At 55.7% G+C, this 25,583-nt stretch carries 17 protein-coding genes and 1 pseudogene; 10 read left to right on the forward strand and 8 right to left on the reverse strand.

The window, feature by feature from the left end:
• Window positions 1–3 precede the first annotated feature (3 nt).
• The 4 genes and pseudogenes from CON76_RS04195 to CON76_RS04210 form a co-directional block, all read right to left on the reverse strand.
• Complete coding sequence (locus CON76_RS04195; protein WP_101102105.1) at window positions 4–846, reverse strand: phosphoadenosine phosphosulfate reductase domain-containing protein; 843 nt, start codon at window positions 844–846, stop codon at window positions 4–6.
• Window positions 839–4,189, reverse strand: coding sequence for an ATP-binding protein (locus CON76_RS04200; protein ID WP_240592762.1), 3,351 nt, complete (start codon window positions 4,187–4,189; stop codon window positions 839–841). Before CON76_RS04200 ends, CON76_RS04195 begins: the two co-directional genes overlap by 8 nt.
• Window positions 4,182–5,102: a DUF4007 family protein gene (locus CON76_RS04205; RefSeq protein WP_101102106.1), complete on the reverse strand. Its 921-nt coding sequence runs from the start codon at window positions 5,100–5,102 to the stop codon at window positions 4,182–4,184. Before CON76_RS04205 ends, CON76_RS04200 begins: the two co-directional genes overlap by 8 nt.
• A gap of 540 nt (window positions 5,103–5,642) precedes the next feature.
• A pseudogene (locus CON76_RS04210) lies at window positions 5,643–6,305 on the reverse strand (IS3 family transposase); the annotation flags it as partial.
• Window positions 6,306–6,845: 540 nt separating this feature from the next.
• On the opposite strand from CON76_RS04210, the gene CON76_RS04215 reads away from it, so the two are divergent.
• From CON76_RS04215 to CON76_RS13820, 8 genes are all read left to right on the forward strand, one after another.
• Window positions 6,846–7,649 carry an antA/AntB antirepressor family protein gene (locus CON76_RS04215; protein WP_101102108.1) on the forward strand — a complete coding sequence of 268 codons (804 nt, stop codon included), beginning with the start codon at window positions 6,846–6,848 and terminating at the stop codon, window positions 7,647–7,649.
• Between the two features lie 952 nt (window positions 7,650–8,601).
• Complete coding sequence (locus CON76_RS04220) at window positions 8,602–9,285, forward strand: ParA family protein (protein WP_101102109.1); 684 nt, start codon at window positions 8,602–8,604, stop codon at window positions 9,283–9,285.
• 129 nt (window positions 9,286–9,414) lie between these two features.
• A complete protein-coding gene (locus tag CON76_RS04225) occupies window positions 9,415–10,368 on the forward strand; it encodes a ParB/RepB/Spo0J family partition protein (RefSeq protein ID WP_101102110.1) in 954 nt (317 codons plus the stop codon).
• Between the two features lie 134 nt (window positions 10,369–10,502).
• A complete protein-coding gene (locus tag CON76_RS04230) occupies window positions 10,503–10,904 on the forward strand; it encodes a helix-turn-helix domain-containing protein (protein ID WP_101102111.1) in 402 nt (133 codons plus the stop codon).
• Between the two features lie 771 nt (window positions 10,905–11,675).
• Window positions 11,676–12,956, forward strand: a complete 1,281-nt coding sequence (locus CON76_RS04235) for a hypothetical protein (protein ID WP_145995325.1) — start codon at window positions 11,676–11,678, stop codon at window positions 12,954–12,956.
• A 277-nt stretch (window positions 12,957–13,233) separates the two neighbouring features.
• Window positions 13,234–13,464, forward strand: a complete 231-nt coding sequence (locus CON76_RS04240; protein WP_101102113.1) for a hypothetical protein — start codon at window positions 13,234–13,236, stop codon at window positions 13,462–13,464.
• Complete coding sequence (locus CON76_RS04245; protein WP_101102114.1) at window positions 13,437–13,802, forward strand: MazF family transcriptional regulator; 366 nt, start codon at window positions 13,437–13,439, stop codon at window positions 13,800–13,802. Before CON76_RS04240 ends, CON76_RS04245 begins: the two co-directional genes overlap by 28 nt.
• 147 nt (window positions 13,803–13,949) lie before the next feature.
• Entirely contained in the window at window positions 13,950–14,108 is a 159-nt protein-coding gene (locus CON76_RS13820) for a DUF1016 N-terminal domain-containing protein (protein WP_205758174.1), read from the forward strand.
• A 143-nt stretch (window positions 14,109–14,251) separates the two neighbouring features.
• Here the strand turns inward: CON76_RS13820 and CON76_RS04255 are convergent, their stop codons facing one another.
• The 4 genes from CON76_RS04255 to CON76_RS13035 all read right to left on the reverse strand — a co-directional run bounded on the left by CON76_RS04255 (window position 14,252) and on the right by CON76_RS13035 (window position 16,495).
• A complete protein-coding gene (locus tag CON76_RS04255) occupies window positions 14,252–14,608 on the reverse strand; it encodes a hypothetical protein (RefSeq protein ID WP_101102115.1) in 357 nt (118 codons plus the stop codon).
• 7 nt (window positions 14,609–14,615) lie between these two features.
• Window positions 14,616–14,837, reverse strand: a complete 222-nt coding sequence (locus CON76_RS04260) for a hypothetical protein (RefSeq protein WP_101102116.1) — start codon at window positions 14,835–14,837, stop codon at window positions 14,616–14,618.
• Window positions 14,838–14,990: 153 nt separating this feature from the next.
• Window positions 14,991–16,079, reverse strand: a complete 1,089-nt coding sequence (locus CON76_RS12770) for a hypothetical protein (protein WP_145995326.1) — start codon at window positions 16,077–16,079, stop codon at window positions 14,991–14,993.
• Window positions 16,080–16,318: 239 nt separating this feature from the next.
• Window positions 16,319–16,495, reverse strand: a complete 177-nt coding sequence (locus CON76_RS13035; protein ID WP_169928981.1) for a hypothetical protein — start codon at window positions 16,493–16,495, stop codon at window positions 16,319–16,321.
• A gap of 926 nt (window positions 16,496–17,421) precedes the next feature.
• On the opposite strand from CON76_RS13035, the gene CON76_RS04265 reads away from it, so the two are divergent.
• A complete protein-coding gene (locus CON76_RS04265) occupies window positions 17,422–22,752 on the forward strand; it encodes a DEAD/DEAH box helicase (protein WP_101102117.1) in 5,331 nt (1,776 codons plus the stop codon).
• 2 nt (window positions 22,753–22,754) lie between these two features.
• Window positions 22,755–25,580, forward strand: coding sequence for a helicase-related protein (locus tag CON76_RS04270; protein WP_101102118.1), 2,826 nt, complete (start codon window positions 22,755–22,757; stop codon window positions 25,578–25,580).
• The last annotated feature ends 3 nt before the right edge of the window (window positions 25,581–25,583 follow it).

Raw genomic sequence — 25,583 nt, forward strand, 5'->3', positions numbered from 1 at the left:
GAGTTACTTATGGCAGACGAGGCAGGCTCCACCACCTTCGTCTTCAAGGTACAGGTCGTCGATGTCAATCGGTTCGATGGGGATGACGCGCAATGGGTTGGGCTTGCGGCGTGCCAACTCGCGCTGCTTGCGAGTCTCGAAGTCAGCCTTAATTTCCGCAATGCGTTCGGGCCGCTCCAGGTCCGTTAGCGGCTCTCCTTGACTCCATGTGAAGGGTGACCCATGCTCAAGGGCATTCTTCTCGTAAGCTTTGGCATCCTCAAAGGCCTCGGGATGGTTTTCTTTCAAGCGAACCCATTCAACCTTTTGCTGGAAGAAGCAGAATGTGCAGCCTGAGCGAGAGCGCCACTCGTAGTACTTAGGCAGGCCAAGCCCTGAACCTTCAAGCAACTCGAACACTCCAGGCTTGTCGATACCGTGCTCGCGGAACGGCATACGAACAATCAAGTTCTCATGCTGGGCGACCATACCTTCACGGTGTTCTTCGTCCGCCCGAATCGCAACATAGCTATAGACGGTATCGCCTGCCTCAAGGGACGGCTTAATCCACTGCTTGAAGGGGTCTAGCTTCAGCTTGCGCGTGCACCACCGAGTCTTCGGTGAGGGAAGGTAATTGTTGTACATCCTCAACCAGAAATCGAAGTCTCGGTGCGGATTCAGGTAGTGAATCTTGCGGCCGACGAACCCTTCGAGCTTCCCGAGGAACTCGTAAACCTCGGGCAGCTCCTTACCCGTGTCGGTGAAGAAGTACTCCAGCGGAATCTCGGGATGGTTCAGACTCATGTACACAGCAAGTGCCGCGCTGTCCTTGCCTCCAGAGAGCCCCAGAACGTGACGTTCAGCCATGCTTCTTCCCCTTGTCTTGTTGCTTAATCAGCATGGCACCAGCCTCCGCAAGCGCAGCCAGAATCACCTCCTCGCGCTCGCCTTGGGCTTTTACCAAGAACTGCCTCACCAAGCGGTCAATCGCAGGCGTATCCGACTCAGAGATATCCACGAAACCAGTGGCGTCCAGCCCATGGCTCGCACCGAAGACAACGCCAATCAAGCGACGAGTCGACGGGCGGCCGCGCAGCGGGGCCATAGTCTCTGCCTTGCGGAAGTCCACCGCCCACGCGGCAAGCTTTGCCATGGCAGCGTCAATGTCTCGGTCTACCCAAGCTGCCTGAGGTTTGTCGATGGCCAGACTAATGAGCGACTCAACAGTCTCATCAGACTCGTCATAAGTCCCAAGACGCGTCGCGAATGCGTCAAGCTTGAAGTCGCCCGTCATTCCTTTCACCGTGGCCGCTCGCTTGTGCAGGTCGTCCAGTTGTCGCTCACCATGGTCAAGTGCCCCTAGCAGATGAGCACGCACGCTCGCCAACATGCGGTGATAGGCACCAGACAGCTCGTCGGTGACCGCCTGCAGACGCGTGTTCAACGTAGCCGGGTCTTGGGCTTCAAGCAGCGTAGGCAGGTCAGAGAAGAGGACTCGCAACGGGTCGCTCGCCTTGAGCAGCATCGCTCTAACTTGCTGGGCTCTCGGTGACACGGTCATCGTACGTTTCGTCCAACCGGGCAAGCCAACGACAAGTCCAACCAAGCCACGGGCCACATCCAAGGGTGCCGCGCCGACTTCTGTACTAGACCTGTCGGAGACGGTCTTCGCCAAAGCCTCAACCAGCTTTGCCTTGTCCTTCGAGGCTTCCACATGCTGGAAACGAATGCGACTAGGGTCCAGCGTCCACTCATCGACTACGGCGTCGTTCAGGTCAGGGGTGAAGACGCCATTGACATATAGGGCGAGAGAAGAACGGTTGGCCAGGTAGAAGGCAATCGACAGAATCGGCATGACACCAGCCCGAATACCAAACGGCGGTAGCGCCCAACCGGAGTAGAGCTCCTTGAGCGTAACGGACTTACCTTCAGCGATAAGCTCTGCCTTTGTCTGCCACCAGAAGGTCTCATACGACTTCCCTCGCGCGTTATAGTTCGGGCCACCGAAACCCCAGCCCTCTTTTTCCCGTGAGCGATGGAGTCCGGGGTCGTTCAACACCGTGAAGTACAGACCGGCGTCAGCGGGGAAACCCTCGTAACCAAGCTTGGGCAAGTGACCATGGGTCACCATGCGATTCATCAGGTCCTTGCGGGCCTTGACGGAGTTGCTGGACGGTCCCTCTCGGTTGATGAGCTCACTGAAGATATGCGGAGCCTTCTCGTAGACCTTTTCAACAATGTCTGAGGCGATGACTGAAAGGGCAGTGCTGCTCTTTGTCTCGACAGCGGCACCATGGCTATACCACTTCGAGAGTTCGAACGCGTCCGCTAGCTCTTCCTCAAGCGAGGCTCGGACCGCCTCGATGCGGCCGACGATTTCCCGACGTGCCACGGAATCTCCATCAAGCTCAGGCCTGGTCTTCATCACGCGCTGAGAGGCTGCGAGCTCGAGACTCAACTCGATGATGCGTTCAGCGTTCTTCGGGGTGCCGAGCAATAAGGATTCAATCCTCGTGATTGCGCTTGCGTGGCGCACGCGGTGCTCCGCAGACCGGACAGTCTGGCCGGGAGGGGGCAAACACAGCAGGAATGCTCCCGCACTTGAACCCGTGAGCTCGAACTGCTCGACGACTTTCTCGACTTCCTCTAGCCGGATAATTCCTCGAGTGAACCATCGCATGGTTCCCGTCTTCTGATAATGACGCTTAGCCAGAACTGGCTGCAGGTCACTCAGCGTGGAGATGTGCTCGAGGTCAGGCTCGCCAATCTCTCCCCGTGCGAGGTTGATGGCGCCTTCAATATCAAAGTCCGAGCCGGCATAGATGCCCCAAGCACCTAGGTGCTTACGTTCGATGAGAACCCTCCAGTCCGAGAGTTCCTCGAGAGCCTTGCGAATCTGCTCTTCGTCTACGCCCGGAGTGGAGACGGCAAGGACTGACTCCTCCGCAACCAGGCCAGACCCGTTGCGGAACATCTCAATCAGAGCAATTGTCTTGGTCAGCTTGACGTGTACATCAGTACCCTTGGCCTCAGCTCGCTCGATGGCATCGCAGCATTGAGCCCATCGATGCCCGTCGGGGGAAGCGACGATAGCTAGCTCAAGGTTGGCGCGCAGGTAGTCCCAATACGTCGCAGGGCCGTACATGGCGGACCACTGAGCTTCGTAGCCGTTGAGGAACTCTACGAAGCCGAGAGGCTCGCGAGACGCCAGAAACCCGAACGTGCTTCTCTCGTTTTGTCCGAAGCGACGGCGAGAGATGGGACCGAGCAGTGCTGTAGTGACCGGGTGCAGCGGCCAGCATGCACGCAGCGAGTCCGCCAGTGTCGCAGGCGTTCCAGGACGACGAGTGCGAATTGCTGCGGAAATCTTGTCTGCAAACTTCGAAACTTCGCCTAGAGACGGCGGGTCTTCGACCTTGATGGCCTTGCCAACTAGCTCGATGACCTCATCCGCGGCAGCAACCAGTGGAATATCAACGAACCGGCCTTGCACCTTGGCCCACTCATCGCGTGACTGTCGACCCAGGCGCGAAGCGTAAGCTTCAAACGCTTGGTGAAGGATGCCGACAATGACGAGCTTGCCAGAGCAGCGGCTTGCAGCCTCGGCGAGCTCTTGGAAGAAATAGATATCCCCACCTTCCTGAGCGGACGCCTCAAGAAATTTGCCTAGTTCGTCAATGACGACGAGGACTCCTTGAGGGTGACATTCTGCGGCCTCGACAAGCTCGCCCACGACATCAGGCTGCTTCTTACGTTGGGCAGGCAGACCTCGCGCCTTGGCTAAAGCAGCACTGAGCTCCTGGACAATGTCAGCTCGTTTTCCCACTACAGGCACGACCAGCCAACCGTCGCCCTTGGCCTCGAACGCAGTGTGGACGAGACTGCCATCGGGGAAGCCGAGAAGTTGCTTGGCCTTGGTGCGGACCTTCGGTTGTCCGCCAACCAGTGAGCACAGCATCAAAGCAAGGGATGACTTACCTCCGCCGTACGGGCCAGTCCAGGTGAATGCGCGCTGACGAGTCTCGGTGATTTGCCGCGCCATGCTCTCAAGAAGAGAGCTCGCCGTGCCTTGGCAGATGTAGCCGGAGAGCGCGTCTTCACGCCCGACGTCTGTATCGATTCGAACTGAGCGAAGGAACTGACGAGAGATGGTGACGACATCCGACAGCATCCTCTTCTCGGTACCTGCAGGTCGAGATTGCTTAGGCATAGGCACTTTCCAGGAGCTTGTATTTGTATTCGGTAAGGCTCTTCAACGCAGAGTCCTTGCGAGTGACTTGCCGAATACCTGCTTGTTCAGTCCATTGAATTTGGCCTCGAGTCAAATCCTCAAGTGCCATCAGCCTGTCAGCAACTGCATTCTCATCAAGCTTGAACACGCGACCGGGCGAGCCGTAGTCATAGGCCACTCGGTCGAATGCCATGACCGAGCCCGCGTGAGGCATGCGTTCCCAGTAGTCCAACAGTGCGTAGGCAAAGACTCCATCAGGCAGAGAGCGCTTAGAACCACGACGAAACTCGAAAGCCCCCTTGGCGTTCTGCTGAATGAGCCCGAGCTCGCCGAGCAGTGGCTCACTCATCTCTTCGGGAGAGTTGCCGCCAAGGCGAGGGACGTAGCTTCGGATGCAGCATTCGACGTCACGCTTGAGAGTGGCCATTGAGATGCGGAGCTTATGTTCGGTCACCAACCCAGAGAGCGCATTCACAATGAACTCGCGGTCGAAAACCTGCTGCGCAACATGATTAAAGAGAAACCACCAAGTAGTAGTCTTCTCATGGGTGCTTGCGACTTGCCAATGCATCAGCCACGTTGTTGCGGTGTGCTCACAGTACTCGTCAAGACCATTTTTACTATTGAAAAGCAAGTTGCCGAGACGAGTAGGGATGTACCCCCCTGCGTCTTCGATAATGCCACAGGCCGTTGCCCAAAAACGGATGGACATGGCCATGTTCTTACCCACTCCGAAGCGCACGATGGCCTCTTCGTCGGCAAAGACCGAGCGGGGAGTAGGTTCTTCAAACTGTGTGACCGCGTCGTACGCCTTACGAAGCCACAGCTGACGCAAAGGGAAGGTCTCATGCCCCGAGAACTGTGGAGGGGCGTCGGAAGGTAGCTGAATCATTTTGGGTGCTCGTTTAACTGGATGATATCGCCAGTCTGACCGGCCTGCCACTTGGCGCGGAAACTTTCCCGACGTCTAAAAATAGTTAAAAACTAATAAGTATTATTTTCAATAGTATTCTTAAGTATCTGCACTCGGCCTTCAAAAGCAACCTCTTGTCATCCATGACTGTACGGAATAACAGAAACGCTAGGGATGAGGCTGGCACAGAGCAGGGCTCAAAGTTCAGTCAGGACCTAGCCTCTTTGTCAGCCGGTCAGCGTGGTCGTGGCCGACTCAACCAGTGGTTTAGGCCTCGGTCCGCGCGGAGTCCACATCCAAGGTGAGTCATACACCTCACCAGTGTTCATGTCTGTCCAGCGGACTTTGGGCACCCTCGGGACTTTTGCCGTTTTGGGTAACATTGCTTTGAGCCACAGGGGTAGCATGTTTTTTTGAACGCAATCCTTGGCTGACTCATCGAGCCCCCCGCAACCATACAACCGTGCTGAGATGGGAAGATTGGACTTCCCCCGTTTTAACGGACAGTTTGAAGACTCTCTATGAAGTCTGGGTTGGTGGCGATTGTGTCAGGTTTTGCTGTTCTTGCTCATGGTTCTTCTCGAAGTTGACGGGCGACATCTGGCCCAGGGCTGAATGTCGACGGCGCGGGTTGTACCAAGCTTCAATCCAGGTGAAGACGGCAATGCGTGCTTCGGCCTTGGTCTTTCAATTGCGTCGGGCGATGAGTTCGCACTCCAGGCTGGCAAAGAAGCTCTCGGCCATGGCGTTGTCGTAGGCATCGCCCACGCTGCCCATGGAAGGGCGCACGCCCATCTCGCGACACCGCTGACCAAAGGCCAGGCTGGTGTACTGGCTGCCCTGGTCGGAGTGGTGAATCACGGAGCCGGGCTTGCGGGTATGCAAGGCCATGTTGAGGGCCTCGACCACCAGGTCGGCGGTCATGCGTTCGCCGAAGGCCCAGCCCACGACCTTGCGGCTGTAGACATCGAGCACCACGGCCAGGTAGAGGAAACCAGCCCACAGGTCGGGGGCCGGGCGCTGGCGTTTGTCGCTCTGTGTGGTGACTACATGGCCGCGGCGACGGTTGACACCGCGCATACGGCCTTCGCGTATGAGGCGGGCGATGCGTTTGCAGCTGATATGCATTCCCGCATCGATGAGTTCGGCCTGTACACGTGGCACGCCGTAGGTCTCGTCGCTGTCCATGACAGATATCCCGTAGTATTTGCTGGCCCAGGGCCTGGTTGGCTTGCATACGTGCACACGGTGCATGCTCACGCCAGTCGTAGAAATCGCTACAGGAGACGTTGGGGGTGCGGCACATGGTTTTAACAGGAAGTTCGGCCTGATTTACGGCAATCAGCGCGTAGATGCCGTGAACTGCGTGTCTTTTAGCAGGCCTTGGTGGGCTGTAGCTTCAAATTTAAAACCGCCTCGAACTAAAATTAACTATAAAAAGATATATTATTTTTTGCAATTTTTATTTATTATTGAAATCAAGTATAATCTAAGATGGGTTTAGCGGCCCAAGTCCAGGTGCAGCAAGTTCGCAAACAGCAGACTTTGAAAGGCCATAGCTGCGTGGCCAACATGACTTCCAAGTTCTTTGGTGGGTCGCGTTGGGGCGCCTTTATTGGTGCGCCGGTTCCTGTACCCGGTCCGCTAACCCGACGTGACCTGCCACCCCATATTTAGCGGTATGGCTGGCAGGGTGGACAACTTGTCATACAGGAGCCTTTTATGGCTGACGCAATCACTTCCGCCTTCTCCGTCCTTCACGCTGGACTCCCTCCACTCCACGCCTTCTTCGCTCCACTGGGAGGAATCAAGCAACTTTGTGTGGATGCTCGTTTACTGCACAGCCACCTCAAAATCAACCTGAAGTTCTCGCAGTGGTTCCACGCCAAGGTGCAAAAACACGGGTTCCAAGCTGATACCGACTGGCAGTACGTACCGCACGATTCCAGCCTGGCCATGGCAGGTATGTGCCCTACCTCCGGCGATGTGGTCAAAGAAAGCCGTATGGGGCGCCCGTGCAAAAACTACCTGGTCAGTCTGGAGCTCGCCAAAGGCTTGAGCCTGCTCGAGAGCAACAGTGAGAGCTATGGCGTTTGGAAGCAGCTGATACAACAAGAGCTGTGGTTTAGTAACGCGTTGACAAGCAGCAGCTCCCGTACGGCTTCCAACGACTACATCCGTATCACGACCACCCAAGCTCAAGAGCTTAAAGAACTGGTGCACGCACACGCCCAAAAAACCCAGCAGTCTCATCAAAGCATCTGGGCCCAGTTCCAGCACAATTTCGCGGTCAACAGCTATTTGGAGCTTCCTGCGGAAAAATTCGAGTCCGCCCATGCGTACTTGACGGCTCTGCTGGAAACAGATGCCAGCAAAACGCCGTCGCTGGAACCTCGTGGGCTCACACTGGAAAAAGACATCCAGGCCAAGATACTGGCGCTGGCTGCGGACGTCATCACCTCAGTGGGTGATGCCTTGCGCAAAAACCAGCTTGACCTCGAAAAATACACTCTGCAGCCTGCCTGACCTGCACACTGGCTGGTTCATGCGTGAGCTGGCCAGTATCCAGCGCCACCAAGGTGCTGTTCGTTTCCAAGCTCGATACCCTGGCTACCGAGCTTGGCTTCAAAACCCCTAAAGAACCTGCGGCACCTACATCTCCAACACTTGAGTCAACTTTGGCCCATGTGTTCGTGCAAAAACCCGTCCGCTGCAATAAGTCCTCACCTTCGAGCGTACCAGCAGCCCTGTACAGTCACGTTCCGACTTCGCAGCCATCTCCTCTCTCTTGCGTTTTTCTGGTTCGCCTGCCAAGATGCCGCAGGCTCAAGCCACCGCCCAAACAACGAAGAGTCTCATTGCGCTCAAACCACTGGAGCCTGCGCCCCCCCACCCAAAGCAACTGAATTAGGGTGGAAACTGCTAGAGGCGTGCAGTACCAAGACATCAGCAGTCCGACGCTCATCAAGAGCGCAAGTTCGAGAACCGAGGCAGCGGGTGCTATTTTCCAAGTTGAGTGGCGTTTTCGGCGGGGGCCACAAGGCTATGAACTGGGGTGGTTTGCCGGGCTGGGGGGTCAACGGTGGGCTACCTTCTTTGGGCAAGCGCAGTCGTTAACCTCATCCTGAACTTTCAGCTGCATACAAGTTACAAGTGATGAACCATCTTGGCTGGCTCGAACTTATAGCATTAGGTTTAACCTTAATATTGTCTGACTCCGGAATTGAAGCGCTTCAATTTTGACAAATAGCGCGAGTGTCAGGTACTTTGAAGTTCGAAGTGTCAAAATTTGCTATTGGGGCTCAATCTAGACACCAAATTGAAGCGCCTCAATTTTGAGCTGTGTGCTATCCTTATTGGTCAAAGCACTTACGATATCTTTTACTTATGCTAGAATAGCAAAAGCATCTGAATAGAGTTTGAGAGTAATAACTTTGCTTCCAATCGCTCTATACAACCGAACCATGAAAGCATAAGCATGACTGTTGTAGTTTTTGGCCACGAAAAAGGCGGCGTAGGTAAGACCTCTCTGGCACTGAACTTCACGGCTCTAGCCGCTGAGGATGGCGTTGATGTAGTTCTACTGGACACTGACCGACAGCAATCTGCGGCTAACTGGCTGGGCTTGCGAATGAACTCGCCCGAGCTGCGCAAGATTTCCATCTTGTCGAATACGTCCGACCCGATTTACGAGCTCAACAGTCTCGCTGCTCGATATGAGCTGGTCGTGTGTGATATCGGTGCCTTAAGCTACAAGGCTCTGGTTGAGTGCGGTCTGCTAGCCGACCTCTACATAATCCCGACAGGTACCAGTGACTTGGACTTGACGCCTGCCGAGTCCCTGGTATCTGTAATCCGAAAGCTACCTACGCCAGGTAGGTCTTCCGTAGACGTCCGATGCCTGGTAACGAAGGCCCCCAGCAACCCCAAGTCCACCGAAGTTCTTAAGACGCGAGAACGCTTAGGAGCTAGCGACATTCCAGTGCTAGATACAGTGATTACAGCTCGTAGCGCTTGGCGGAGCATGGCAAACACTGGTAAAGCACTTCATGAGCTCAAAGGTAAGGCCCGTGACGAAAAAGCTGTGGAAGAGGTGCAGGCGCTTTACAACGAAGTAATCCGCATACTTAGCGCGAGAGAAGAACAACGCGCTGCTATCTGAAGTCGAACTTCAGTGTTGTCTTTGTCCCCCGATAGCCCAAAACTGGCTATTCATGTGTAATCGTTAAAATCTTGGAAAGGAGAAGCAATTAGCTACATCTCGTTAATGTAGCTAATTGCTTAAACATACATGGCTACAGCTCCGTTTGTTAAACGTCAACCGCTACCTGAAGGTGAAATCAAAGAAGCTTACAAAGAAAGTCTGAAAGAGCTGAGCACTACTTTGGCTGAGTTGGGCAAAGGTACTTACCTAGCTGATACGGCTCCCGACAAAGTAGAGTGGAAGTCTGGTCAAATCTATGAAGTTCCTTTGCTTCACATTCGAGAAAATCCTGTTAACGCTCGTGAGATTTACTCCAGCGTCAATCTGCAGTCTCTGACCGATTCTATTAAATCGGTAGGCCAAAAGATACCAGCGATTGGGTATGCCGATGCCCAGACTGTTGTGTTGATTGATGGTCATCGTAGATTAGATGCTGCAACCAAGCTTGGGTTAAGCACTCTGACGGTTCAGATAGTAGCGCAACCCGCAAGTGACAAAGAGTTGTACTTGGCCAGCCGATTGGCAAACACCGAACGGCAAGCGCAATCTCCATTGGACGACGCTTTGGTTTGGCGACGACTCCTCGATAGAAAAGTCTTTGAGACTCAGTTGGAGTTGGCACAATTTCTGAAGCTAGACCCGGCCGAGGTTAGCCGAACATTAGCCATAGGCACTCTCTCCGCTACTGTGATTGCGCAACTCAGCGAGTATCCTGTACTCTTGAACTACAGCATGCTAAATGCTCTGCGGGAGTTTGAGCAAAGCCAAGGGTCTGAGAAGACCATAAGTTTTATCCCCGAGATTATCCAAAATGGCTATGGCTATCGCGAAGTCCAAGCGCGACGTAAAAAAATGGAAGGCGCTCGTAGGACACGGGAGACGCCAAAATCAATTCCAGTAACATACCTTCAAGGCAAAGGCACCGTAAAAACCTTTCCAAAAGACGGCCGCGTGGAGTTGGTCATCAAAGGATTGAATCCTGAAGCCGCAGATGAATTTGTAACAAAGTTGAATTCTTTGTTTGCTCAGCCTGCGTCTTGATGCCGTCCAATCTCGATGCTGTGCACGTATCTAGGCTCAGCATCGAGATAAAATATTAAATAGTGTTTTTATCAAAAAACTATTGGTTCTCAATTATGGTATGCTCTTCATCTAGGTAAAAAAGGAGCTTAGCCATGCAAACGTTAGAGAGCTGCGAAGATTTGCTGCCCGATGGCCGCAAGGTACTGCCGTACCTGACGCCTCGGCAGATGGATTGCTTGCGTGCCATCTACTGCTACGCGGTTCGTTACCGAGACTACCCGCGAATCAGCGATGTGGCCATGTTTCTTGGCGTTCAGCCTGTATCTGCTTACAACCTTGCGAACAACTTGATTGAGCGGGGCTATGTCACACGTGTCGCCCGGTTCGGCGGTCGTCGCAGCCTTAGACTTACTCCGGAAGCTCTTGAGAAGCTTGAGTTGGAGTACTCCGAGACCAAAGACGACTCTTGGACTCGCACTATGCAGCCCATAACGCGTCAAGTGACGTGGGGTTCGTCTGCAGCAAACAATACCGTTGCTACCGTTGCAGCGTAACCCCTTAACCTCAACCTAACTCAACAGGTTCCTTGTGTTCGACCAACCCAGCACCATGCACCAAACGCTTAACAGTGTTGTTGCGGGTGTACATGTTGCTCTAATGCATAAGAGACTACCCCAAAAGGCAAAGCCCTACGCAAAGTCGAGAGTGCGTAGGGCTTTTGTTCCGCCCCCACCAATCACGAAGGAAGCAGTTGGAATACCAAACACCAACTTTTACGTCAGTGTCTTCCGTTATTGTAACACCCGCTACAGTTTCGGTTTAACTTGGTGTAAGCGTTTGTTGGTATCCGGATTGCATAGCTTGTGTAATAACTCACATGTCAAATGCTATCGATTTCAACAAAAAATCTGCCTAGTAAGATATTTTTAGCGTCAACTGAAGATATCTTCTCGCATTGGGGCTCTTTTTACGCCTCATCACGCGACCATACAACTGTATGTCGCTCAAGTACCTTCATGTCCGAAATTCAACTTTTCGTGGCTTTAGGTCAACTTCTCATGCCTGTACGTGGATTCTTTGCTCGCCCGCTTGGTGCGGTGGGTTGCGTTGCGCACGTCGCCACGGCTGCTCAGGCTACCTGGAGGTCTACGATGTTTTAGTCGTCTGAAAAAAGAAAACCCTCAAGCGCCAACCTGAGGGTCTCTTCTTGCGCATCCCCCAGCTCACGATAGAGTGAAACCAAAAGCGAAACGCTGATACAAAGTGGTTTCATTCTATCAAATCGGGGGATGCGCGTCAACTGTGTCTTTTTTTTGGAGACAGCGATGACGCTTGTCGAACATGTTCTTTACCCGTCGTTAATCCATCGTGCATGTAGCCTCTTGGATGAGTGGGACTTCTTGAAAAAACAACCTGACGGTTTTTTTAGAGTAATACTTCGTATTGTTAAAAAAATTAATTTAAAGCGCCCCCACGCTGCTGTTTTCGCAAAACGAGCCACATTGGCTATAGAGTCCGGTCAGTCGGTGCAAACCGTTAACAGAGCCATCCGGTGGCTTGAAGCTGAAGGATTTATTACCCGAACGAAAAAAGCTCACCCAGGACTTCGTGGTTCGAGTTCTCCGCTGGTGCCCACCCCCAAGTTTCTAACGCTGCTGATGTTGGACCCCGTCAGCATCAAGCAGTCGTACGCGGAGGCTGAAGCCTACGTGCTGGGCAAATACGCGCTGGACAACGGTTGCTTGCCGCCTGAAGTGGCCTCCAAGAAGAAGAACCGCTCTCGCACAGCATGCACCACCGAACAGGAAGAGGACGGGGCTGGTATAGAGTTGGACGCCCAAGACCTTGTCGACAGCTTAGAGAGCGCCGGCATAAGCCAAAGCCCTGACGACCTCGAAATTTCTTCTGTGCTGGCCGCAGAAGACGAGGCTGTAGCCACCGTGCAACAACCACAACCAGCAGCTACCGAAGCTGCCGCAGAAACAACAACGCCCGTAGCTGCGGTAGAAGTACGGGAAAGCATGGACACCGTTGTGGATACACCAGCCATACCTGCCTTGGCGAATAAATACGAGGCGGCTATCAAGCAGTACAAAGCTGAGACGGCGCAACGTGCTGCCGAACGTGACCATCGCCGAGGCTTTGTGCAGTTCGGTCACGTAAAGATTCCCGCAGACTTGACCTGGTTGGTCGAAAACCTGGGTATGCGTGCCACTGGCGTGCTGCAGCTGATGGGTCTTGCGAAGCAGGCCAATCAAACGTTGTCTGAGGTGGTGAGCGCGGTCAAGAAGTACCTTACCGACTTGGACGGACGCGAAGCCTACGCCTACTTGCGCAAGCTGCTGGGGCTGGGCAAGGACTTCGGCTACAAGGTCCGTGAAACGAACCAGCAGCAGGATGCTAAGGACGAGCGAGCCTACTTGGAGCTCAAGGCAGAGGCTCTGGCCGGTCGGAGCTTTTTCAGCCCCAAGAGCCAAGCACAGTACACCATACAACCAAGTGGCCTTGTCGAGGTTCTGCAGAATGGCAAGCACTCTGCGATGCGCTTGTGCCGAAAATTTCTGGATGCTATCGACACCGGAAAGCTCCGAGCCGTGCGGGCGTAAGCCTTGGGGCTGGCTGATTATGTGTCTGGAAATGGATATCCCTTATCAAAAAGGAATACTACAGTCTTTTAGAAAACATCCAGCTTTGCTGAAATTGCTAAAAAATAGCGATTGGCTAAGTGTAATGTCTAGGCTAGAGTTCTGTTTGACAATGCAGTAACCCAGCTAAACGCGAGTCCTTCGTCACGTGGAGTACAAGCCCCTGATACTGGGTTTGATATTCCTCAAGTACATCAGCCTCCCGTTCTTCGACCCTGCTACACCAAGGAGATTGACCATGCTTCCCACCTACGAAGCCGTGCTACAGCCCAACGGACAGCTGCAATTTTTTGACCTGCCGAGCAATCTGGTTAACCTGCCGCGGCGGGTGTTGGTTACGTTCACCGACGACGCCCCACTGGGCGACACCGCACTGTGTGGTGCCAGCCTGAGCGAACCGGCATTGGCCCAAGACTGGCTGCGCGAAGAAGAGGAGGTCGCATGGGCCCATTTGCAACCCGGCAAGTGATTCTGTTGCCGTTTCCGTTCTCCGACCTGTCGGCCAGCAAGCTCCGCCCTGCCTTGCTGCTGGCCAATGCGGGCAAGGGGGACTGGGTGCTGTGCCAAATCACCAGCAAACCTTACGCCGATGCACGGGCCATCACGCTGACAGAAGCTGATTTTGTGCAAGGGGGCCTGCGATTGACCAGCTATGCACGGGCAGGTAAGTTGTTCACGGCACATGAATCGCCGTTTCAGCGGGTGGCTGGCACACTCCAGGCGGCAGCGCACCAGCACGTGGTCGAGCAAGTCGTCGCCTTGTTGTGTGAAGAAACGCCAGGTACAGAAGCTGGGCGGGCTGGGTGAGCTCAAAACCCGCTTTCGGCAAGTGCAGCTCAAGGCTGCGGTGGCCGTCAACTCAGCTTTGCCCCGGCTTTGCCCCGGTTTTGCTGGGAACTGGGGGGGGTCGACACGGTGGGGCATCAACGGCAATACGCTTGGGGCTAAGGCCTTGTGGCGCAACTCAGTGCCGACCTAATACGTGAGTTTCCCGAGGTGAAGGGGTTTTCAGCGAGCAACCTCAAGTACATCCGGCAGTGGCACTTGTTCTGGAGCGCAGCGCCAATCGGCCAACAGCCTGTTGACCAATTGAGCGCCATCCCTTGGGGCTAAAACCAGGCTATCCTTGCCAAGTGCAAGCAGCCAAGCTCAACTCTATTGCCGAGCCCATGCGCCAGAGCTTGACCTCCAACCAGGGCCGCGAGGTAGCTTGGCACGCTGAAACCGGTGTTACACCTCAGCTTTGAAACCGCCCTTTACAACTCATCAACAAAGCTGCGAAGTTTGTTGCGCGACAGCGCTACCGCAATGCCGTCGTCGATGCGATAGCTGGGGATGCCGAGGCGCATTTCCGGCGGGCGTTCGCGGGGAATGTTCGGATGGCCTTCGTAAAAAGCCACGCAGTGCTGCTGGTCGGCGTGGGTATCGAGTTGCTGTTGGTCGGTGCAGAAATGCACGTCGCGCTGGCAAGTGGTGCAATTCCGCACGTCGTGGTGTTCGGTGGGCAGCAGTTTGAGCCAGTCGGCGCTGCATTCGTATGCCATTGGGCAGTGCAGGAAGGCCTCGCGGAACTGGGGGTAATAGACCAGCTCGGGCCTGCTCTGGGCGCTCATGGTGGTTTCAGCCCAGCAGGTCGCGCACGCTGATGCCGCGACGGGCAAATTCGCGCTTCATCTTGTGCATGGCAATGGTTTCAACTTGCCGGATGCGTTCGCGGGTCAGGGTCTGGCGGCCTTCCTTGGCTGGCTTGTAATAGCGCAAGGCGGCGGTGCTGCTGTCGGGCGCGGAAGGCGTGAGCGTCATGTGGCTACCGTGGTGAATGGTGTCAATACACGGTTGCATGTTTTTGCAAGTCAGTTACAAACTGTTACAACTTTGTACGCTGAAGGCCCTGATGGTGGGCTGTCTCTAGGCGGAGAAAACGGACTTTCGATGCGGATGGCCATGGAAACCAGTTGCATCGTCTTGCAACCGGTTCTCGTTGAGGCAATGGCTTTACTCGTGCTGCAGATTACTGTCAGTTTTCGAAGATGATTTCTCCTCCTTCTTATCAACCCAACAGCACATTTTCACGATAACTTTACCTTTTTCGTTAATTTCCCATGTTTTCACCCGTAACTCTTCTGGGACAGAGGGTTGGCTAAGTTTATCTAGGCTTATTTTTAGTTTTCGGCGAAACTCTGATAAGCTACACTTGGCCCCAGTTAATTCCAGCAAAATGGGCAAGTCTATTGGGTATTCATCGGAATGTGTCAGATAAAAAGCTGATAACCAGCCGGTAAAACCCTTTGCGTACGAAAAGAAAGATTCTGGAATCCAAGTCCAACGGTCGGCTCCGTACAGTTCTGCCACCTCTGTTAATACCCTAAAATGTACGACCTGCTTATCACCTTCTTCTGGAATCTGAAGCTGAACAAGATGCATTGGGTTTAATTTGACCTTGCCAACGCTGAGCATTAGCTCACATCGTTGAATTCTTCCCAGGCTTCTCAAGATGGCACCATATACACGTACGCCGTTTGAGACTTTTAGTAGCTTTGTAAGTTGGTGCAGGGAAATCTGTCGCCAATTTTCATCGGGCGACGAAGAATCTTCTAGTGGATGTTGGGATGACAGTTGAAGAAGTACAGCCAATACCTGACGGTCGTACTCAATTAGACTTGGGCCTTTTATTGTGATTGAGGCATCACCCATGGTTCTAATTCTTGTGTACGATAAATGGTGCTCGTTGTTGTCTCCAATCGCAAACAGGGGTGAGCGTAACAAAAAGTTGGGAAATGCAATTTTAATTTCTTTGCCGCGTTGCATACATGGTATATATACCTTGTCCCCCATTCGTACAGACTGTAGCTGTCGAACCCTATTAAATTCCGCTTCGGTTGCTCGCCTGGACAAAGTTTTTATGTTTGATTTATCCTTTGTCGATGGGAGATTATTGCAGCCAAGCCTTTCCATGACTTCTGCCATGGCCTTTTTTTCTTCATCGTTGTTAACTTTTCCTGTCTTTTCAATGCGTGCAAGCGCTTCTCTTAAAAGTTGGTTTTCGTGAAGTTTTTCTTGCACGAAGTCTAGTTCGTTGTTCATATGCTAAAGTTATTCGAAGTCTAATGAGATTTGTTAAGTGAGTCACGAACCTGAAAGCACAGTCTCAATACTAGCCTAGTTATTCCGACTTAGTTGCTGTGTGGCATAGTTAGTGTGATTCTTAGAAAATTGTAGCACACAATTTTAATGCTCGACCATTAACCATCCAAAAAAAATTTAGGTGGTCGAAGGGGCGTTGAGTTGAGATAGCTTTTAAGGTACACCGTCGCTCTAATGTGTCACGCCTCAAGATTAATGTCTAAGAACTCTTCACCCTGCGTTGATTGAGTTTCTTTATCGAGCCTTGGTACGAAACCGCCAACTTTTTGTGCCTTGGTATCTGTCAGCTGCACGACATGAATGACCAAGGCCAAGGCCAGCTGGTGCTCGAACCGATGTCGGATGAGTTCGCTCATCGGCGACAACGACCACAGTTACGAAGTGAAGCCGTACCGTTGCGGCGCGCCATCCCTCACCGCTTGAGCCAGCCAACGCATCCGTGTCGTGTCGAGCTTGGGCGGTAGACTTGGTTCGACTTGGCACGCAAGGCCTGCTCGCCACCCCTGTAGAAGTCCGGCCGCCACTTGGACATCGTTTGCGTACTTACCCCGTATGTCAACTCCAACGCCTGGGGCTTTATTCCCGCACGACTGGCCTTCACTGCATGAGAGACCGTCGCTTCTGGCGTACGGTGGTGCAATGGACATCGAACGGCTTGGTACCGGCCACGGCAGGCATGCTCTGGATAGCCAATTTCCGACTTTGAGACATGATTTTACATGTGTTTGTAAAAATGTAAGCATGTATTCTGTAAGTTATAAGCCGACCTTGGAACATGGCTTATAGAGGGAAAAGACACTACATAATCAATAATCAATAAGCTCACATAATCTCACCACTGAAGCACTTAGCTGCAGTATCTTCTCCTAAGCTCGTTGCTGTTTGGTTCATGCTCCCAAGCTTGTTGCTGTCCTCATTGCTTACTGACCTGGTTGCTGTTCTTGTTGCCTGCTGACGATGGTTGCTGTTTGGTCGATGCCCCTGCCTTCGTGTGGCCTTTGTTAACGCACGTATAGCTTCAACGCCTCATGCCAACCGTTGTTCCTCAACGCATTCGACCCCGACGATGAAGTCAAGGAAGTTGAGAAGGTGGCCAACTCACGCTGGACTGGACAAGCAGCTCGAAACCGTCAAATGTGGCCGCTTTGAGCAACGTAGCCAGCAAATCACTAAATAACGGATACTTTTTCGGTAGTCTAAGTGATACAATTTAGGTATCAATATGCGTACTTTAGATGGTCGATAACCAAAAATAGCCGCTGAAAACCAAAAGGAAGCCCGCGTGAACGTCTTTGAATTTCGCCAAAACCTGGTCGATGAGTACGAGCAGTTTACGCGCAGCTTTACCCGCATTAAAGCCCAAGACATCCAAGCTTTTGTGGATGCCGAGTACGACTCGCAAAAGTATTGGCCTGAGCCTTTGGTGCAAGTTAACCCTAACTTCCAACCAGGTGGGACGGTAGAAGAATTGTGTGCTGCGGGACAGCTCAGTCCAGCGTGTGCCGAGATTTTTCGTTTTGGCAAGACGGCATCTTCTGCGGGCCAAACGCTGCCGCTGTACCGCCACCAGGTTGAGGCCATCAGCTTGGCCGCCGCTGGTGAAAGCTACGTGCTGACCACGGGCACAGGTTCGGGCAAGTCGTTGTCGTACTTCATTCCCATCATCGATGCCTGCCTCAAGGCCAAGGTCAGCGACAAGGTGCCGCGCACCCGGGCCATCATTGTGTACCCGATGAATGCCCTGGCCAACAGCCAGCTCGAGGAGCTCAAGAAGTTTCTGGGCACCGACCCCGGCACCCGTGCGGTCACGTTTGGCCGATTTACTGGCCAGGAAAGCACCGAAGAGCGTGAGGCGATGAAAGCCAATCCGCCCGACATCCTGCTGACCAATTTCATGATGCTCGAGCTGCTGCTGACGCGGCAAAACGCAATTGACCAGCAAGTGATTGCCAACGCCAAGGGCTTGCGCTTTTTGGTACTGGATGAACTGCACACCTACCGGGGCCGTCAGGGGGCGGACGTGGCGCTGCTGGTTCGGCGTGTGCGTGAGGCCTTGGCCGAACGACTGGTGTGTATTGGTACCTCGGCGACGATGGCCACGGACGGCACTGAGCTGGAGCGCAATGCCAAGGTGGCACAGGTGGCTTCCCGCCTGTTTGGTACCCCGATTCCCACCACCAACGTCATCACCGAAACACTCAAGCGCACGACCCCCGAGATACAGACCTTGGAGACCGTGGCGCCCCAGTTGGCCGAGGCCATTGCGGCTGGTGTTCCGCATGAGCTGGATTTCGATGGCATGGTTCGTCATCCTGTCGCCGTTTGGGTGGAGTTGACCCTGGGCCTGACGTACGAAAGTGGCAAGCCGCGCCGTGCCAAGCCCAAGACGCTGGACCAAGCGGCAGAGTTGCTGGCGACTGCTTCCTGCCTGGACAAGAGCCTGTGCAGCGACTATCTGCAAAAATTCCTGTTGCACGCGTACAGCGTTACCGACGCATCGAACAAGCCCTTGTTTGCCTTCAAGCTGCACCAGTTCATTTCTGGTGGCGGTAAGGTTTTTACAACGCTTGAGGCACCCGGTACCCGCACCGTTACCTTGGAAGGGCAGCAATTTGTTTCGGGTGACCGCAGCCGCCACCTCTACAACGTCCATTTCTGCCGGGACTGTGGCCAGGAATACATCCCGGTCTGGGACCAAGACGGTACCGAGGGGCGCACTTTTTCGGTACGCAGCATCGATGAGCGTGAGCACGAGGACGACGGTGTCAAGGCTGGCTACCTCATGCCCGATGTCTCCGGTACATGGGACGAGGCTAACCTCGAGAGCTATCCTGAAACCTGGGTTGAAGAGCGTGGTGATGGCGAGTGGCGGGTCAAGTCCACGTACAAGAAATACCTGCCCCAGTCCGTCAAAGTACGCTCCGATGGGGTGTTGGCCCATGAGGGTGGCTTGTCGGCTTGGTTCATTCCGGGCAGCTTCCGCTTTTGCTTGTCCTGCGGGGTCACGCACACCACCAGTGGCAAGGATGCTTTGCGCTTGACATCGCTATCCGGTGAGGGTCGAAGCTCTGCGACCACCATGCTGACCCTGTCGGCCCTGCGCTACCTCTACGAGCAAGACCACGAGCTCTCGCCGGAAGCCAAGAAAGTGCTGGGGTTCTCTGACAATCGCCAGGATGCGGCCTTGCAAGCGGGTCATTTCAACGACTTCTTGCAGGTATTACTTACCCGTAGCGCACTGTTTTCGGCACTGGAATCCGCACAAGGGCAAGTGTTGTCGGAAAAGGACATCGCCCAGGCGGTATTTGCGGCACTGGGTTTTGACCGCGATGACCCCGGAGTGCGCGCCGAGTACATGCAGCAGCCCGACATGAAGGGCAGCAACCGCCGCCAGGTGCAGGAGACCATGCGCTCCATCCTGGGCTACCGTATCTTCAACGACCTGCGCCGTGGTTGGCGTTACAACAACCCCAATCTCGAGCAGCTGGGGCTGTTGCACATCGACTACGACGACCTCGACGAACTCGCAGCCGACCCAGCCGAATGGGACGACGCGCCTCAGGTGTTGCGTGTTGCACGACCGCAAGAACGGGCCAAAGTGTTGCGCCTGTTGTTCAGTTTTATGCGCGAGGGGCTGTGCGTGGCATCCCGTTACCTCGACCGCAACGAACTGGAGCAGTTGCGTACGCTCAGTTTTGCCAACCTGCACGAGCCCTGGGGTTTCACGGAAGACGAGCGTCCCGCGTCGGCCAAGTGGTTCGTGACCAGTCGCCCCAAGGACGACGACAAAAAGAACGTTCGCACCAAACGCTACAAGCTCGAGGAATACCTGCTGATTGGCTCCAGCCGCTCCCGTTTGGGTCGAGAGCTGCGTCGAAGCAGCACCTGGGGTGGCAGCAATCCACACTACAAAGATATCAACGACAAGACCTGTGCAGATGTCGTGTGGGCCTTGCTCAAGGCAGCCAAAAGCTACGGCTTGGTGCGCAGCGAGGACACCGACTTTGGCATACCGGGTTGGCAACTCAACGGCAGCTCGATGCGCTGGGGGCTGGGCGATGGCAACAGCGCCCGAAGTGCCCACGACAACCTTTTCTTCCGCAACCTGTACCGCAACATTGCCCGGTTGTTGACCGAGCCTGCACATCGCCTGTTCGACTTCGAAGCCCGTGAGCACACCGCACAGGTGGAGCAGCATGACCGGCTGGAGCGTGAGGCACGCTTCCGTTTTACCGACAAAGACCGGGAAGATTGGCGCAATCGGCATGGGAGCGAGTTGGAATGGTTGCCAGTGCTGTTTTGCTCCCCAACCATGGAGCTGGGAGTGGATATCTCCTCGCTCAACACGGTTTACATGCGCAACGTACCCCCGACACCAGCCAACTACGCCCAGCGCAGTGGCCGTGCGGGGCGTGCTGGTCAACCGGCCCTCGTCATCACTTACTGCGCGAGCCAATCGCCGCACGACCAGTACTACTTCCGCGACCCGGTGCGCATGGTGTATGGCCAGGTCAATGCTCCGACACTGGACTTGGCCAACCGCGAACTGGTGCAAAGCCACTTGCAGGCTATATGGCTGGCTGAAACTGGCAAGAAGCTCGGTAGCAGCATCCGAGACCTGCTAAACATGGAGCAAGCGCAAGAGCTGCCCTTGACCACCGACCTGGCCGATGAACTTGCTCAACCAGCCGCTCAACGCCGTGCGCACGAGCGTGGCCTCAAGGTGCTGGCGATGCTGCAAGACGAACTCACGCCCGACCGCGCACCCTGGTACACACCCACCTGGCCGCAAACGGTGTTCCAGCGTGCCTTTACCGAGTTCAATAGCTCGCTCAACCGCTGGCGCGACTTGTACCGGGCCACCGCACAGGCCATTGAAATCAACTACCGCAAAGAAAACAACCCCGCTGCCAGCGAACGTGAGCGTCGTGAAGCCCAACAACGCCACAACGAGGCCCGCAAACAGCGCGACCTGCTCTTGGCTGGCGAGAGTGCCTTCAACAGCGACTTCTACACCTACCGCTACCTGGCCAGTCAGGGATTTTTGCCAGGCTACAACTTTCCGCGCCTGCCGCTGATGGCCTACATCCCAGCACGTCGGGGCAACATCGGACGCGAGAGCTTCCTGTCGCGCCCGCGCTTCCTGGCCTTGAGCGAGTTTGGCCCCTATAGCCTCATTTACCACGAGGGCAGCCAGTACCGCGTTACCAAGGCTTTGCTTACCATTGGTGGTCAAGACCAGGTGGCCGAAGGTGCCGCATTGCCCACCGAAGTCGTGCGCCTGTGCCCGGCCTGCGGTTATGGCCATTTCCGCACCCAGCGCGATGCCGACCGCTGCATCTCGTGTGGTGGTTCGCTCGAAAACGCCGAGGAAGTCAAGAACCTCTACCGCATCGAAAACGTCTCCACCAGGCGGGCTGAGCGCATCACGGCGAACGAAGAAGAGCGTGTACGCCAAGGTTACGACACCCAGACCACCCTGCAATTTGCCCAAGCCGACGGCAAGCTCCAGATGGTCACTTCGGTGGTGTCGGACGAGCACGGCCCCCTGTTGGAGCTCCAGTATGGCCCCACGGCCACCATCTGGCGCATGAACTACGGCTGGAAGCGGCGCAAGGACAAAAAAGTCCGGGGCTTCATGATTAACCCAATCACTGGTCACTGGGTGGGTGGCGAAAACGAGGCGGGTGATGCTGAGGGTGATGATGCACCACCGGACAAGACACCGCCGCAGCGCATCGTCCCGTTTGTGGAAGACCGGCGCAACATCCTGATTGTGATGCCCCACCCCCGGCTTGGGCTTCTGGCCGAGACCACCTTGGCCACACTGCAGTACGCGCTCAAGCGTGGTATCGAATCGGTCTACCAGCTCGAGGAAAGCGAACTGATAGCCGAGCCCTTACCTGGCCGCGACAACCGCCAGTCCATTTTGTTCTTTGAGGCAGCGGAAGGCGGTGCTGGTGTGTTGACCCGCATTGCCACCGAACCGCAAGCCTTGCGCGCCGTGGCGGCCGAAGCCCTGCAAATCATGCACTTCCGGGCCCCCGTCGATGGTCAGCCATGGAAGAAATCCGAACTCACCCAGGTGTTGGACGAGCACGGGCAACTGCTATGTGAAGCGGGGTGCTACAAGTGCCTGCTGTCGTACTACAACCAGCCCGACCATCCCTTGATTGACCGCCAAGACCAAGAGGCCGGCGGCACCTTGCTCGATATCCTGTGCCGACTCACCACCGCCAGTGCCGATTCGGGCACACAAGGCCGGGCACCTGAGCAGCAAAGTGCGGAACTTGAGCGCATGTCCACCAGTTCGCTGGAAAAAGCCTGGCTGGCCTACGTCGAGCAGCACGGCCACCTCAAGCCCGACCGCGCCCAGCACACCTTGAAGGCTGCGGGTGTCAATGCCGACTTCTTCTACGACGATTACAACTTGGCGGTGTTCATCGATGGCCCACACCACGAAACCGAGAGCCAAAAAGCCAAGGATGCCGAGGCCACCCACAAGCTGGAAGACTTGGGCTTCATCGTCGTGCGCTTCCCCAAAGAGCAAGACCAGTGGCCGGCCATCTTCCAGACCAACGCCGATTTGTTTGGCCCCGACCAGAAAAACTGAATATGAACGCCCCTGTTGCTGAGTTTTACCCCGGCAGTCTCGTCTCTGCCCGTGGCCGTGAATGGATAGTGCTGCCCGAGTCCACGTCCGACACCCTGCGCCTGCGTCCGTTGGGGGGTGGTGAGCGGGACGAATCCCTCATTTACCTGCCGCTGGAGCGTCAGCCTGTTGGCCCCGCTACCTTCCCGTGGCCCAGCGTGGCCCAAGCGCGCAACCACTCGGCCAGCCAGTTGCTGATGGATGCCTTGCAGCTCAAACTGCGCAGTGGTGCGGGCCCTTTCCGCAGCTTTGGCAACATTGCCGTGGAGCCCCGTGCCTACCAACTCGTGCCCTTGCTGATGGCCATGAAGCAGCCCACCGTGCGGTTGCTGATTGCCGATGATGTCGGTATCGGTAAAACGATTGAAGGGGCCCTGATTGCGCGCGAGATGCTCGACCGGGGCGAAATCCAGCGCTTGGCCGTTTTGTGTCCGCCGCACCTGTGCGAACAATGGCAACGTGAACTGGAAGAGCGTTTCCACATCCAGGCCGTGGTGGTACGCACCAGCACCGCTAACCGCCTGGAGCGTGACCTGCCTCCGGGTACCTCGGTGTTCGATGCCCATCCCTTCACCGTGGTCAGCCTGGACTACATCAAGTCCGAGCGCCGTCGTGAGGCCTTCCAACGCTTCTGCCCCGAATTCGTCATTGTCGATGAGGCCCACACCTGCACCCAAGGGGGCCAAGGCCGCCAGCAACGCTACCAGCTGCTCAAAGGACTGGCAGAACACCCCCAGCGCCACATGGTGCTGCTCACCGCTACCCCCCACAGCGGTGATGAGGAGGCCTTCTTCAACCTGTTGGGACTGCTGCGACCAGACTTCACCCAGCTCAAAGACCTGCCACCCGGAGCCCGCACCGACTTGCGTGAAGACCTCTCGCGCCATTTCGTCCAACGCCGCCGCCCCGACATTGCCGAGTGGCAAGATGCCAGTATGTTCCCCGAGCGCAAGACGGCGGAAATCACCTACCGCCTCACCGGTGCCTGGGGCCAGTTGTTCAACGACGTGCTCGATTACGCCCGCGAACTGGTCGAGCGCTCCGAAGGCAAAGGCCAGCGTGAGCAGCGCATGAACTGGTGGGCCGCTTTGGCCCTGCTGCGTTGTATCTCGTCATCACCCCAAGCCGCCGTCAACGCCCTGCGCACCCGGCTCAAAGGTGGCCAGCAAGAAGGCGATGAACTGTCGCTGGAAGAACTGGAAGCCCAAGCCAGCGAGCGCGTGCTGGACGGCCTGGACGATGCCTTGTCCACCGACGACATCGAACCCGCAGCCCAAACCGAAGACAGCGCCCGCTTGCAAGAATTGATTGCGGCTGCCGACAACCTCGCTGGTGCCGCCAACGACCCCAAACTGGCCCAGCTCTATGCGCACCTGCAAGACCTGGTCAAAGCAGGCTTCCACCCCGTGGTGTTCTGCCGCTACATCGCCACCGCCCACTACCTGGCCAATTTCCTGCGCGAGAAATTCAAGCACGCCACCGTCAAGGCCGTCACGGGCGAACTCACTCCGGGCGAACGTGAAGCCGCTGTGGCTGAGCTGGGTGACACCGAGCAACGCATCCTCGTGGCCACCGACTGCCTCTCGGAAGGTATCAACCTGCAAAGCCTGTTCACCGCCGTGGTGCATTACGACCTCAGCTGGAACCCGACCCGCCACGAACAGCGCGAAGGCCGTGTCGACCGCTTTGGTCAACGTGCTCCAGAAGTGCGCACCACCATGTTGTACGGCCAAGACAACCCCGTGGATGGTGCCGTGCTGCAAGTCATCCTGCGCAAAGCCGAAAGCATCCGCAAAGAGCTGGGCGTGCTGGTGCCCATGCCCGACGACGAAGGCAAGCTCACCCAGGCGCTGCTCAATGCCGTGCTCATGCGCAAGCACACCACCGCTGGCCAAAAAGCCCAGATTGGCTTCGACTTTGGCGAACCAGCGCGACAAATCAACACCGTGTGGCAAAGCGCGCGCGAGAAAGCCGCCAAAAACCGCTCCATCTTTGCCCAGCGCCGCCTCAAGCCCGACGACGTGCTGCCCGAATGGCGCAAGTCCGCCGCCGTACTCGGTGGGCCGCAAGAGGTGCAACACTTCGTCACCCGCGCCCTCTCCAAGCTCGGTGCTGGGCTGGAACCCTACAAGAACCACTTCAAGGCACCATTGGGCGAACTGCCACCGGCCTTGAAAGAACGCCTGGCCGCTGAAGGCCTCACGGGCACGGTGCGTATCGACTTCAAGCAACCCACAGCCCAGGACGCCATCCTCATCCAGCGCACCCATCCGCTGGTCGTGGCTCTCGCCGATACCCTGCTCGAACAAGCCCTCGACAGCCAAAACGATGCCGCCGAGGGTGTGGCGCGTGCCGGTGCCGCATTTGTCGACAACGTGCCCCTAAAGACCACCGTGCTGCTGCTGCGCTTGCGCCACCAACTCAGCGTGACCCGCGACGGCCACACCAAGCTCATGCTGTGCGAGGAAACCGTCGCCGTCAGCACCACCGGCTCCGAAGCCTTGAGCGAATTGCCACTGCCCCAAGCCCGCACCTTGCTGGGTACCGAAGCCGTGCGCAACATGCCCTCCGTGGTACGCGACCGCCACATCCAGCAAGCCCTCGACACCTTGCCCAGCTGGCAAAGTGCCCTCAACGACGTGGCCAAAACACGCGCCCAAGCCTTGCTCGCCGACCACCGCCGCGTGCGTGAGGCCGCCGATGCCCGAGGCAGCTACCAAGTCACCGCCAGCTTGCCGGTGGATGTGATGGGTGTTTACGTGCTGGTGCCTGCCACAGTCACTTGCTAAGCA

Source organism: Macromonas bipunctata, assembly GCF_002837135.1.
In the GTDB taxonomy this organism is placed as follows: Bacteria; Pseudomonadota; Gammaproteobacteria; order Burkholderiales; family Burkholderiaceae_C; genus Macromonas_A; species Macromonas_A bipunctata.